The following is a 13,497-nucleotide window of genomic DNA, read 5'->3' as shown; positions in this document are numbered from 1 at the left end:
CGTGCGCCAGTCTACCCAAGCGCGAGCGACTTGAGGGGACCGCAATCGTGGATTTTTATCATTGCGATGCAACATCGCAACAGCCGCACAAGCCCCGCGGTGCTTCGCTGTGCCATGAATTCGCGGCGGATGAGAGTCGCGCAGGAAAATTGAGAATCGGGAGACGGTGGGGGTAAGGGCAACGGCGTTGCGGACTCAGGCGTGCGCCTGCGTCTCGTGCGCGAGCGACCAAGCGATGCATGCGCGGGCGAGTGCCGCGGACGCGTCCAGCCCAAATCGTCCGAGCGGTGTTTCACACGTGGCAAGCGCCACCGGGATTTCGGTACAGCCGAGAATCACGCGTTGCGCGCCGGCCGCCAGCAGTTGCTCCATCGCCATTGCAAGCGCCTCACCGCCGCGACGAATTTCCCCGGCCTTGGTGAGCCGGATACCTTCGTTCACGAGCGTCTGGTGCGCGAGCGGGTCGCTCGCCGAGACGAAACGGTAGCCCAGCGCTTCGAGCCGCGGCCGGTAGACGTTGGCGTGGTGAGTGCCTTCGGTCGCCATCAGGCCGATGGGCGCGCCCGGGGCCACGCAGGTGGACAACTCACCGGCGACGGCTTCGACCACGTCGAGCACCGGCAGACGGGTGCGATGTCGCAGCGCGTCGAGCCAGGCATGGGCAGTGTTGCACGCGATGGCGATACAGCCGACGCCCGACTGCTCCAGCGCATGCACGCCGTCGAGCATGCCGTCGAGGGGCGACGCGCCGTCGCGCAGCAGGGCTTCGGTCCGGTCGGGGATCTGCGGTACCGAATACAGGATGAACGGGATGTGGTCCTGGTCGCGGTTGGCCGGATGTTGATCGACGATCTTGCGGCAGAGGTCGATACCGGCGGCGGGGCCCATCCCACCGAGAATGCCGAGCGTGGCGTGCGAGTTCATGATGATGGTGAATCTGCGGGAACTGCAAAAAACGGGATCGCGAAGTGCAGGGACCGTGGTCCCCGCACAACGCACACGCCGTCAGGATCAGTCGTAAGCCTTCGTGATCGGATCCTTGAACATGGCGCGCATTTCAGCCGTCATCGGGTAGTTCATGTTCTGACCCTTCGGCGGCACCGGCTGCGTGAACCACTTGTCGTACAGCTTGGTCATTTCGCCGGACTTCTCCATATCGGCGATGACCGTGTTCACGACCTTGGTGAACGCCGGGTCATCCTTGCGCAGCATGCAGGCGTAGTTTTCGAACTGGAGGTTCGGGCCGACAACTTCGTAGCCTTTCGCTTCGTCAGCCGACAGGGCGGCGCGCTGACCGTAGAGCAGCGGCTCGTCCATGACGAACGCCAGTGCACGGCCTTGCTTGACGGTCAGGAAGCCGTCCGAGTGTTCCTTCGTCTGGATCAGGTTGAAGCCGATTTCGCCCTTCTTGCCGGACAGAATGCGGTCAGCCGTGGTGCCGGCCGTCGTCGCGATGGTCTTGCCCTTGAGGCTGTTCAGGTCGGTGATGCCCGAGCCCGTCTTGGCGATCATCTTGATCGAGTACAGGAAGATGTTGTGCGAGAAGCCGACTTGCTTGGCGCGCTCGAACGTGTGCGTGGTCGAGCCGCACTCCAGGTCGATCGTGCCGTTTTGCATCAGCGCGATACGGTTTTGCGACGTGATCGGCGTTTCGGTGATCTTCAGGTTCGGCATGTTGAGGTCTTTCTTGACCGCGTCGACGATCTTGAGCGCGATTTCCTGCGAGTAGCCGATCGTCTTGCCGCTGTTGTCCGAGTAGGAGAACGGAATCGACGACTCGCGCACGCCGAGGGCAATCACGCCGTTGTCCTTGATCTTCTTGAGCGTGCCGGTGAGTTCCTGTGCGCTCGCGGTGTGCGCGAACAGGGCGGCAGCAGCGCTGACGAGCAGCAGGGGAGCAAACAGCTTCTTCATGGTCTCTTGTCCTATCGGAAGTGGTGGCACGGTGGTCCGCGCCGTTGGAATGTCAAAAGCCTCAAACACCGTAAACACAGATACAACTTGATACGTCCCCCAACGGTCCCCGTGGGAGTGACGCCGCATCGCCCATGTGCCGCAACCCGCCTTCGGGTCGAAACGCTCTGGCGCACAAGCGTGTTATCCGGCCGGCCCGCTATGGTCCAGCCTCATCGCTCATGCAGCCAGCCGGGCAAACCCTGCAAGATCGACGGCAGGACGCTTGCCGTCGATCGCGTCGGCGATGGCGCGTGCAGCGCCCATCGACAACGTGAAACCCAGTGCGCCATGGCCGACGTTCAGCCACAGATTGCCGACCTTGTCCGCACGTCCGAGCACCGGCCGGCCGTGCGGCGTGGACGGACGCATGCCGGTCCATTCCAGCGGTTCGGGCGTGCCACGCAGCGACGGGAACAGGCCGGTCGAGAGCGTGCGCAGCGCGTCGATACGATGCTTGACGATTCGATAGTCGTAGCCCACCAGATCGGCGATCCCGGCCACGCGCAGATGCTCGCCGAGGCTCGCGTAGACCACCTTGTTGTCGGCGTCCGTGACGGAAACCTGCGGGCGCGCGTCGACCGGTGCCCCGCGATACGTCAGGCTATAGCCCTTGAGCGGATACATCGACACCGACTCACCCACCCCACGCAGCAACGGCACGGCGGCCAGACCGTTCGCGACGACGCAGGCATCGACCGGGATATCGCCAGCGCGTGTGCGAATAGCCTGAACGGTGTTGCCGCGCACATCGAATCCGGTCACTTCGCGCTCGAACAGCAACGTGCCGCGTTCATGCGCGCCGATCAGACGCATCAGTTCGCGGCACAGCATCTGACAGTCGCCGGTGCCTTCGCCCGGCGTGTGGATGCCACCGGCCAACTCACCGGCGATCTTGCTCAGCGCCGGTTCCAGCGAGACGCAGGTGGCCGCGTCGACGCGCCGCTGCGTGTAGCCCAGACCGTTGGCCATTTCCAGCGAGCGCTCTGCGGCCGCGAGCTTGCCCGCGTCGCGATACACCACGAGCTTGCCGCTCAGTCGGTAGTCGAACGTCCCCGACTCTTGCGCCAGAAACTCCAGCATCACCTCGCGGCTGTGCAAGCCGAGCGAGAGCAGACGCAGCGTCGAGCTGGCATTCGCCCGTGCATTGCAATGTTTGACGAATTCCAGCGACCAGCGCCAGAAATCCGGATCGAGCGACGGTTTGATCCGCAACGGCCCGGTGCTGGAGAGCAGCAGCGAGGGCAGTTGCGAGAGCACACCGGGGGCGGCGAGGGGCGACACGTAGCCGTAGCTCAACTGACCGCCGTTGGCGAAGCTGGTCCCCAGACCGCCGTCGCGCGACGCGTCGATAACCGTGACTTCGTGGCCTGCGCGAAGCAACTGATACGCGCTGGCGAGGCCGACGATGCCCGCCCCGATAACTCCAATGTGCATGACGATAGATAACGACGAAAAGCTGATGGAAAGCAAGGCGGGAAAAAATTGCGACACGTGGCGCACGCCTCGTGGCAGGTCTTCTGCACCGCCTTTGCTACGCAGTGTAGAGGGAGAAAATTCGCTAACCTATGCGGTTTTGAGGCAGCATATGTCTTTTGGCTATAGGGTCTGCCGCGCCTTTGCGCAGGCGGGCGGGACAGGGAGACGACGTCAGGCATGAAATTGCGGCATATCGAGACCTTTCGCGCAGTCGTGCTGACCGGATCGGCCAGCGGCGCGGCGCAATTGCTCAACGTATCGCAACCGGTCGTCTCTCGCGTGTTGCAGCACGCGGAGCAGCAACTCGGCTTCAAGCTGTTCGATCGGGTGAAAGGCCGCCTCGTGCCCACGGCCGAAGCGCGACGTCTGTATCCCGACGTCGAGCGCATCTTCAGCGACCTGGAGCGCCTGCGCACCACGTCGCGCAATCTGCGTCAGCACGGCGTGGGGCACCTGCGCATCGCGGTGACGCCGAGTCTCGCGCAGAGCCTGTTGCCCGCCGCCATCGAACGCATGCGGCGTGCGCATCCCGATGTCGTCTTCGAACTCATCACCCATCACACGAACGAGACCATCACCGCGATCCTGACGTCGTCGGTCGATGTCGGCATCGTCTCGGCGCCGCCGATGGCGGCCGGGATCGTGAGTCGCCCCGTGGCGCAGGGGCACATCGTGCTGGCCGTGCCCGCCGCGTGGCCGAAGCTCTCGCGGCGCGGGCCAGCCAGCGCCGACGCACTCGCCGGGCGCGATCTCATCAAGTTGCATGACGACACGCCGCTCGGCGCGCTGATCAACGAGCGGCTGGATCAGACGGAATTGCTGCAAGACGCCGAAGTGATGGTGCAGACGTATTCGCTCGCGGCGGCCCTCGTCGAGCACGGGTTGGGATACGCGCTGCTCGATCAGTTCACGGCGGCGAGCGCGCATGTGCAGGCGCAGCGCTTGTATCGTGTCGCGCCGGCCATCGAGTTTCCTGTCGAGATGCTGCGCCCCGCGCATGAGCCGGAGTCGGTGCTTGCAGATACGCTGCGGCGTCATCTGGCGGACGTCGCCAACGAACTCAGCGAGCGTGCCGAAGCGTTATGCGAAGGGCGCGAGATCGTGCTGACGCCTGCAGACGCGGCGCAAGAGGGCTGACGGGCCGACGCTGATGCTGACCGACGTTCAGCGGCAACTCGGCTCGCTTTTCACTTCGTAATAGGTAAACGGTTGCGGCTGGAGCTTATCGGCCAGCGACGGATAGTTCGCCTGCACGAAGCGTCGCGCGCCCGCCATGTCGAACTCGGTGCGCAGCCAGATCTTGCCGTCGTGATTGTCGAGAATCAGCGTGCCCGCGTAAACGACGTCGCCACGATTGACTCGCACCGTCGGCACCTTGCGCCCCTTGCAATAGCGAAAGCGATAGCTGTTGTCCGCCGGGGTGAATTCCATCGGACCGAAGCGCTCGTTGCGCATGAGCGGCGAGACGCGCATGGCGATGTACCCGCGCGTGGGCGGATTGCTGTTGAGCGTGCGGGTGATCTTGCCGCCGATGATGCCGTTGACCGTCTGATTGAAGTCCGAGTAGGTCCACGGCCCCCAGGTGCTTTGCAGCGGCGTGTCGAGACCGACGATGACGAGCGCGTATTCGTCGAGCGTGTCTTCGGTCAGGGTGGGGTTGGGCGCGATGCCCTTGGTACTGCAAGCGGCTAGCCAGGTCAGTCCACCGGCTGCCAGCAGGATGAGCGCCAGACGCCGCGCCGCCGGGAAGCACAACAGGGTACGCATCGACCTCATTGCAATCTCCTCGTGGCGCGTCGCGCTCAGGGGATGGATCCGAAAATTAATCCTGCAAGAATCTTACCTTGACCTTGCGGCCCTTGACACGGCCGTCGGACAACTTGCGCAGCGCCACCGGGGCGATATCCCGGTCTACGGCAATATACGTGAAGTTTTCGAGCACGTTGATCTTGCCGATCTGCGCGGCGGCAAAGCCGGCTTCGCCGGTCAGCGCGCCGAGTACGTCGCCCGGACGGATCTTGTCCTTCTTGCCGCCCAGCATCTGGATCGTCACCATCGGCGGGAGCAGATGTCCGCTGCCCGTGGGCGTCAGCTCCGAGAGCTTGTGCCACTGGACTTCCCCGCCCATCGCGGCTTCGATATTACCCACGCGGCCCATCTCGTCCATCGTCGCCAGGCTGAACGCCCAGCCGTCTTCGTCGGCCCGGCCCGTGCGGCCGATGCGGTGCACGTAGACCTCGGGATCGGGCGTCACGTCCACGTTGATGACGGCTTCGAGTTGGGCGATGTCCAGTCCGCGTGCGGCGACGTCGGTCGCCACCAGTACGGAGCAACTGCGGTTGGCGAACTGGATCAGGACCATGTCGCGCTCGCGTTGCTCCAGATCGCCGTGTAGCGTCAGGGCGTGGAAGCCCTCGGCGCGCAGCACGTCGGTCAGGTCGTTGCACTGTGCGCGGGTGTTGCAGAACGCAATCGTGCTGACCGGGCGGAAGTGATCGAGCAACTGCCCCACGGCGTGCAGACGTTCCTCGTCGCGCACTTCATAAAAGCGCTGGCGAATCTTGCTGGCGTCGTGCTTTTCTTCCAGACGGATCTCGCGCGGCGTCTTCAAGAAGCGCTGGGCGAGCTTGCCGATGCCTTCGGGGTACGTGGCCGAGAAAAGCAAGGTCTGGCGCGAGGCGGGCGTTTGTTTCGCCACGGCGGCGATGTCGTCGAAAAAGCCCATGTCGAGCATGCGGTCGGCTTCGTCGAGCACCAGCGTCTTGATGCCGGTGAGCGTAAGCGTGCCGCGGTCGAGGTGGTCCATGATGCGCCCCGGCGTGCCCACGATCACATGGGCACCGTGCGCGAGGCTTTCCGCCTGCGGACGGATCGGCGAGCCGCCGCACAGCGTCAGGACCTTGATGTTGTCCTCGGCGCGCGCGATGCGGCGTACTTCCTGGGCGACCTGCTCGGCAAGTTCGCGCGTGGGGCAAAGCACGGCGGCCTGCACGGCGAAATCGCGGGCGTCCACCCGCTGGAGCAGGCCCAGCGAGAAGGCGGCGGTCTTGCCGCTGCCGGTCTTGGCCTGCGCAATGATGTCGTGGCCGGCGAGCATGTCGGGGAGCGACGCCTGCTGGATGGGCGTCATCGAGGCGTAACCGAGCCGTGCGAGGTTCTCCTGCATGGCAGGCGAGAGCGGCAGGCTCGAGAAGGGAGTGGCGGGGGCGCTATCGGCGCGCGAATCGGTGGCTTTTGAGTTCATGCGCGATTATACCGGTGGCGTGAAGGACGTCGGGTTGATCGGATGGCTCGGGCGGACCGGCTCAGCATACCCGAACTCGGGAATCACGCCGTTGCCAGCCCGGGGCCGCCGGGCGTAGCATGGCCTTGCCTGTCCACAAGCCAGTGAATGGCCGGTAACTTATCCCTCGCTCGCCGGTCGAAGTCTCGTCCAATCCCGCAGAGGTGCCCATGCCCGCGAATCCGGAAGAGAAGGTCCGCCAGCACATGGCGGAAGTCGTTGCGATGGCCCGTGAACGTGCGCCCGAAGTGGCGGCGCTCTTCGAGCCTTTCGTCCAGCAGTATTACGGTCTGGCCGACGCCGAGGATGTCGTCTCGCGCAGTGTCGCCGATCTTTATGGCGCGGCGATGGCGCACTGGCAACTCGGCCAGAAGTTCGTCTCCGGCGAGCCCCGCATCCGAATCTACAACCCCACGCTCGATCAGCACGGCTGGCATTGCAGCCACACGGTCGTCGAAATCGTCAACGACGACATGCCGTTCCTTGTCGATTCGGTGACGATGGAGATCAACCGGCAGGGGCTGGCGCTGCATTCGGCCTTCCACCCGGTTTATCGCATCCGGCGCGACGCGGCGGGCAAGCGCCTGAGCGTCGCACCCGGCAGTAGTCCGGCGGGCAAGGAGGGGGAGGGCGACGGCAGCCGCTTCGAATCGTATATCCACATCGAAGTCGACCGATTCTCCGAGCCGGAGCGCATTCAGGCGCTGGTCGACGGGCTGCAACGCGTGCTGGGTGACGTGCGCGCCGCCGTCGACGACTGGCGCGCCATGCAGGCCGCGGCACATGCGGCCATCGAATCCCTGACCGAGCGTGCCGCGCAGCAAGGCGTGGCGGCGCAGGAGCGCGCAGAGATCGACGAAGCGCAGGCGTTTCTGGACTGGATGCTCCAGCGTCACTTCACCTTCCTCGGCTATCGCGACTACGAACTGGTCGAGCGCGACGGCGAGCACTACCTGCAAGGCGTGCCGGGCACGGGCCTCGGTGTGCTGCGCGAATCGCGCCGCGACGCCAGTACGCCCGACGTCACGCGCCTGTCGCCCGGGGCCATCGGTATCGTGCAGGCCAGTGCCCCGATCTTCCTGACGAAGGCCAATTCGCGCGCCAGCGTTCACCGCCCCGGCTATCTCGATTACGTCGGCGTAAAGCGCTTCGATGCGCAGGGCAAGGTCTGCGGCGAACGGCGTTTCCTGGGGCTGTACACCTCGACCGTCTACATGGTGCCGGCCGACGAAATCCCGCTGGTGCGTCGCAAAGTCGCCGAAGTGATCCGGCGAGCCGGGTTCCTGCCCAACGGCCATCTGGCCAAGACACTCGCGACCATCCTCGAACAATATCCGCGCGACGAACTGTTCCAGATCGACGTGGAGCAACTCGCCGACATCGCGCTGGGCATTCTGCGTTTGCAGGAGCGTCAGCGCACGCGGCTCTTCGTGCGACGCGACCGCTTCGACCGCTACGTGTCGTGCCTGGTGTTCGTGCCGCGCGAGAAATTCAACACCGATCTGCGCGTGCGGGTACAGAACCTGCTGCTGGCGGCATATCACGGCACCGGCGTCGAGTTCACGCCGCAACTCTCCGAGTCGATGCTCGCCCGCATTCAGATCACCGTGCGCACGGAGCCGGGGCACGTGCCGGAAGTCGACGTCAACGAGCTGGAAGCCCGCATCGTCGAGACTACGCGCCGTTGGCAGGACGACCTCTCCGATGCGCTGCGCGAGCAACTGGGCGAAGAACGCGGCACGCGGGCCTTGAGACGCTACGCACTGGCGTTCCCGGCCGGCTATCGGGAGGATTACGCGGCGCGCGTGGCTGTGCGCGACGTGGAGTTGATCGAACCGCTGTTGAACGCTGCACCAGCGCCCGCGCAAGCGGCTGCATCCGGTGGCTCGGGCGCAACGCCGCTCGCCATGCAGTTGTATCGCCCGCTGGAGGCTGCGCCCGGCACGCTGCGCTTCAAGATCTATCAGGCGGGCGAACCCATCGCGCTTTCGCGCAGCCTGCCGATGCTCGAACACTTGGGCGTGCGGGTGAACGATGAGCGGCCTTATCGGATTGAGCCGTCCGATGCAGGCGTGGTGTGGATGCACGACTTCGGCATGACGAGTCTCGACGGGGCCGACGTCGATCTCGAACACGCCCGCGCCCGCTTCGAAGACGCTTTCGCGCGTATCTGGGCCGGCGACGTCGAAAACGATGACCTCAACCGCCTCGTGCTGCAAGCTGGCCTGACGTGGCGTGAGGTGCGCATTCTGCGGGCGTACGCAAAGTACATCCGCCAGGTCGGCTCGACCTTCAGCAATGCCTATATCGAGAACGCGCTGACGGGGAACCCGACGATTGCGGGCATGCTCGTCCGCCTGTTCCTCGCGCGCTTCGATCCCTCGTTGAGTGCGGGGGTCCGCGAGTCGCGTGCTGAGCAATTGCGTACGCAGATCCACACGGCGTTGGAAGACGTCCCCAATCTCGACGAAGACCGAATCCTGCGTCAATTCCTCGGCGTTCTGGAAGCCACGCTGCGAACCAACTACTTCCAGACAGCGCAGGACGGGAGGGGCGGGAGCGGTGGAGGCGCGCAGAAGGCGTACCTCTCATTCAAGTTCGACCCGTCGAAGGTTCCGGGGCTGCCCGAACCGAAACCGATGTTCGAGATCTGGGTGTATTCGCCACGCGTGGAGGGCGTGCATCTGCGCGGTGGACGCGTCGCGCGCGGTGGCCTGCGCTGGTCGGACCGCCGCGAAGATTTCCGCACCGAAGTGCTGGGGCTGGTGAAGGCGCAGATGGTCAAGAACACGGTCATCGTGCCGGTGGGGTCGAAGGGCGGCTTCGTGGTCAAGCAGCCACCGTCGCCGGGAGACCGCGACGCGTACCTCGCCGAGGGCGTGGCGTGCTATCAGACCTTCCTGCGCGGGCTGCTGGATCTGACGGACAACTACGTCGACGGGCAACTCGTGCCGCCACCGCAGACCGTTCGCATCGATGGCGACGATCCGTATCTCGTGGTGGCCGCCGACAAGGGCACGGCCACGTTCTCCGACTATGCGAACGCGATCTCCGCAGAGTACGGCTTCTGGCTGGGTGATGCGTTCGCCTCGGGCGGGTCCGTCGGTTACGACCACAAGAAGATGGCCATCACGGCGCGCGGCGCGTGGGAGTCCGTCAAGCGGCACTTCAGCGAGATGGGCGTCGATACGCAGACGCAGGACTTCACGGTCGTGGGCATCGGCGATATGTCGGGCGACGTGTTCGGTAACGGCATGCTGCTCTCTAAGCACATCCGCCTGGTGGCGGCGTTCGATCACCGTCACATCTTCCTCGATCCCACACCGGATGCGGCGACCTCGTTTGCCGAGCGCGAGCGTCTGTTCCAGTTGCCGCGCTCCAGTTGGGCCGACTACGACGCGAAGCTGATTTCCAAGGGCGGTGGCATCTTCCCGCGCACGGCGAAAGCGATTGCGTTGTCGCCGGAGATGCGCGAATGGCTCGGCACCGAAGCTTCCGAGATGGCGCCGAACGATTTGCTGCGCGCGCTGCTGAGCGCGCCTGTCGATTTGCTCTACAACGGCGGCATCGGCACCTATGTGAAAGCGAGCACCGAGACGCATGCGCAAGTGGGCGACCGCGCGAATGATGGTCTGCGTGTGAACGGCGCGGAGCTGCGCTGCAAGGTGGTGGCCGAGGGCGGAAACCTCGGGCTGACGCAACTCGGACGCATCGAGTACGCCCAGCACGGCGGTCGCATCAACACCGATGCCATCGATAACTCGGCGGGTGTCGATTGCTCGGACCATGAAGTCAACATCAAGATTCTGCTGGGCCTCGTCGTCACCGACGGTGAAATGACGCTCAAGCAGCGCAATACGTTGCTCGCGGAAATGACGGAAGAAGTCGGCTCGCTCGTGTTGCGCGACAACTATCTGCAAACGCAGGCGTTGTCGCTCGGGCGTCTGCGCTCGGCGGCGGCACTCGATGGGGACGCCCGCTTCATGCGGTATCTGGAGCGCGCGCAACGCCTCGCACGCGCCATCGAGTTCCTGCCCGACGACGAAGCCCTCGATGCGCGTCGCGCGGCGGGTGCCGGGCTGACCTCGCCTGAGCGCGCTGTCCTCATGGCGTACAGCAAGATGTGGCTCTACGACTTGCTGCTCGCCAGCGATCTGCCGGACGCCGAATTCGTGGCCGACGGATTGCCGTCCTACTTCCCGACACCGTTGGCGAGCCGTTGTGGTGCGGCGATGCTACGTCATCCGCTCAAACGGGAAATCCTTGCGACGATGCACGCCAACGCGCTCGTCAATCGGGCGGGGGTGACGTTCGTGCATCGCCTGAGCGAAGAGACCGGCGCGGAGCCCGCCGATGTCGTGCGCGCAAGTCTCGCCGCCCGTGGCGCTTACGGGCTCGACGCGTTGTGGCTGGACATCGATGCGCTGGACGCGCGGGTATCGCACGAGACGCAGGCGTCGCTCTTCACGGCGATTGCGCAGTGGCACGAGCAGGCCACGCTGTGGTTCCTGCGCCGGCGGCTGACCGACGTGCCGCAGACCGTCGAGCGCCTGCGCAGCGTGCTCGATCCGATTCTCCCCACGCTCGACACACTCGTGAGCGGCGAAGCGGCCGATGAAGCCCGCACGCGCAGCCAGACCATGATCGACGCCGGCGTGCCCCCGATGCTCGCGCAAACGGCGGCGGGCGTCGGCGCACGCGTGGCGTTGCTCGACATCGCCGAGGTTGCGAGCACGAGCGGATGCGAGCCGTCGCTTGCGGCGCAGGTGTACTTCGCGCTCGACGCGCCGCTGGGCTACGGCTGGTTGCAGACGGGCGTGCTGGGCCTGCCCATGCAAACGCACTGGCAGCGTCTCGCGCGGGCGACGTTGCTGGAGGAATTGTCAGTGCTGCGTCGACGTTTGACGGCGAGCGTGCTGGAAGGCGGTAAGGGGAACGGCAAGGGAGACAGGGGCAATGCGGCTGCGTCACCGGAGACCGCCGATCAGAGTCCGGCCGCCCGGCTCGTCGCCGGATGGCAGCAGACGCACGCCGAAGCGCTCGCCCGTTATCACCGTGTGCTGGCCGATCAGATCGCCGTCGGCAACGCCGACCTTGCCATGTTGTCAGTGAGCCTGAAATCCCTCGCGGAAGTCGGGCGCTGACGTCAGTCAATGCCGCTCAAACGCTTGCCGGGCGGGGCTGTGGGCGATTAGCCCTGCACGGCAAGCAGCGGCAGCCGGGAAGCGCAAATCGTCGCCGCTGCAACATTTTTTAAGCGTTTACACAAAAGCGGCGAAACGGCGTATCATCCGGGAAAACCCTAGGATTGAGTTGACCCGCGCGCATGCTTGCCCGTCGCGCGGGTTGTCGCGTCCTGGGGTTTCGTCGATTCCTGATCCCTCTGCGCAATGCCTACCGACACCCGCCCTGCGAACGGCCAGTTCGCCACGACGTTGCAGATCGTCTCCACCGTGTTCTTCACGTTCCTCTGCTATCTGACGATCGGTTTGCCGCTCGCGGTACTGCCGTCGTTCGTGCACGTCGATCTGGCTTATAGCTCGGTGATCGCCGGGCTGGCGATTAGTGTTCAATATCTCGCGACGCTGCTCTCGCGCCCGTATGCCGGACGCACGGCCGACGCCTGGGGCCCGAAGCGCACGGTGCTGTGCGGTCTGGTGGCGTGCGGCGCGTCCGGCTTGCTCGTGGCGCTGGGGGGGGTGTTCTCCGGTGTGCCCTGGCTGGCGCTGCTCGCGCTGATCGCCGGACGTCTCGTACTCGGCTTCGGTGAAAGCTGGGTGTCGACAGGCGCGATCATGTGGGGCATCGGACAAGTCGGGCCGTCGCACACGGCACGCGTGATTTCCTGGAACGGTGTGGCGACATACGGCGCGCTGGCGCTCGGTGCACCGCTCGGCGTGGCGCTCAACAATGCGTACGGCATCAAGGCCGTGGGCGCTGCGGTGGCGTTGGCGGGGATCGTCGGTTTGCTGCTGGCACGCATGAAGCGTGCGACGCCGGTCATTCACGGTGAGCGACTCGCGTTCCGCGCGGTGCTCGGCCGCGTGATGCCGTTCGGTATGGGACTGGCGCTCGGGTCCATCGGCTTCGGTGCGATCTCGACGTTCATTACGCTTTACTACGCAAGCCATCATTGGGACAACGCAGCACTGGCGCTCACCGCGTTCGGACTGTGCTTCATGGGCGTGCGTCTGTTGCTCGGCAGCAGCATTCAGCGCTTTGGCGGCTATCGCGTGGCGATGGTGTCGTTCGCGCTGGAAGCTTTCGGCCTGATCGTGCTGGGCATTGCCCCGACGGGCTTCACGGCATTGCTGGGTGCAGCACTCTCGGGCGCGGGCTTCTCGCTCGTGTTCCCGTCGCTCGGTGTGGCGGCGGTCAACCTCGTGCCGGCGCAGAACCGTGGTGCAGCGCTGGGTGCTTACTCGGTGTTCCTCGACGTCGCGCTGGGCGTGACCGGTCCGGTCGCAGGCCTGATCGTGGGCGCATACGGCTACGCCGAGGTGTATCTGTGCGCCGCGCTGGCCGCCATCGCCGCTGTCCTGCTGACGCTCTGGATGTCGCGCAATGCGCCCAAGGCGCACGGTGGTGAGTCGACGGGCAAGCCCGCGCAGACGGCCACCTCGACGTCCTAAGTCACCCCCCTCGCATCCTTCCTCTTTCGCACGCGAACGACCGACGACCGGTCGTCGCGTGCCGATCACCGAGGCGAACGCCTCACGCAGCACGGTTTGCCACGTCCCTTGCTTAACGAAAAAACCGACAACATCGAGATGTCGAGTGGT

8 protein-coding genes are annotated in these 13,497 nt (G+C 65.1%); 3 read left to right on the top strand and 5 right to left on the bottom strand.

Annotation, left to right across the window (positions count from 1 at the left end; genetic code table 11):
* Positions 1 to 195: 195 nt before the first annotated feature.
* From cuyB to PAQ31011_RS17350, 3 genes are all read right to left on the bottom strand, one after another.
* Positions 196 to 924, bottom strand: a complete 729-nt coding sequence (gene cuyB / locus PAQ31011_RS17360; RefSeq protein ID WP_150577006.1) for a cysteate racemase — start codon at positions 922 to 924, stop codon at positions 196 to 198.
* A gap of 87 nt (positions 925 to 1,011) precedes the next feature.
* The gene (locus PAQ31011_RS17355) at positions 1,012 to 1,914 is read right to left on the bottom strand and encodes a transporter substrate-binding domain-containing protein (RefSeq protein WP_150577005.1); all 903 of its coding nucleotides are present in this window, start codon (positions 1,912 to 1,914) and stop codon (positions 1,012 to 1,014) included.
* A gap of 219 nt (positions 1,915 to 2,133) precedes the next feature.
* Positions 2,134 to 3,390 carry a D-amino acid dehydrogenase gene (locus tag PAQ31011_RS17350; protein ID WP_150577004.1) on the bottom strand — a complete coding sequence of 419 codons (1,257 nt, stop codon included), beginning with the start codon at positions 3,388 to 3,390 and terminating at the stop codon, positions 2,134 to 2,136.
* Between the two features lie 219 nt (positions 3,391 to 3,609).
* On the opposite strand from PAQ31011_RS17350, the gene PAQ31011_RS17345 reads away from it, so the two are divergent.
* A complete protein-coding gene (locus tag PAQ31011_RS17345; protein ID WP_150577003.1) occupies positions 3,610 to 4,569 on the top strand; it encodes a LysR family transcriptional regulator in 960 nt (319 codons plus the stop codon).
* A gap of 27 nt (positions 4,570 to 4,596) precedes the next feature.
* Here PAQ31011_RS17345 and PAQ31011_RS17340 read toward each other — a convergent pair whose 3' ends face one another.
* Together PAQ31011_RS17340 and dbpA are read right to left on the bottom strand one after the other, a co-directional pair.
* Entirely contained in the window at positions 4,597 to 5,208 is a 612-nt protein-coding gene (locus PAQ31011_RS17340) for a hypothetical protein (protein WP_150577002.1), read from the bottom strand.
* Positions 5,209 to 5,254: 46 nt separating this feature from the next.
* Positions 5,255 to 6,676, bottom strand: a complete 1,422-nt coding sequence (gene dbpA / locus PAQ31011_RS17335; protein WP_150577001.1) for an ATP-dependent RNA helicase DbpA — start codon at positions 6,674 to 6,676, stop codon at positions 5,255 to 5,257.
* 209 nt (positions 6,677 to 6,885) lie between these two features.
* On the opposite strand from dbpA, the gene PAQ31011_RS17330 reads away from it, so the two are divergent.
* Positions 6,886 to 11,859, top strand: coding sequence for an NAD-glutamate dehydrogenase (locus PAQ31011_RS17330; RefSeq protein WP_150577000.1), 4,974 nt, complete (start codon positions 6,886 to 6,888; stop codon positions 11,857 to 11,859).
* 246 nt (positions 11,860 to 12,105) lie between these two features.
* Positions 12,106 to 13,347 (top strand): MFS transporter, encoded by a 1,242-nt coding sequence (locus PAQ31011_RS17325; protein ID WP_246179636.1) that lies wholly within the window; start codon positions 12,106 to 12,108, stop codon positions 13,345 to 13,347.
* Positions 13,348 to 13,497 lie beyond the last annotated feature (150 nt).

Source organism: Pandoraea aquatica (assembly GCF_902459565.1).
GTDB classification, from domain to species: Bacteria; Pseudomonadota; Gammaproteobacteria; order Burkholderiales; family Burkholderiaceae; genus Pandoraea; species Pandoraea aquatica.
Note: the sequence above shows the minus strand (reverse complement) of the source record. Positions and strands in the feature narration are given on the sequence as shown.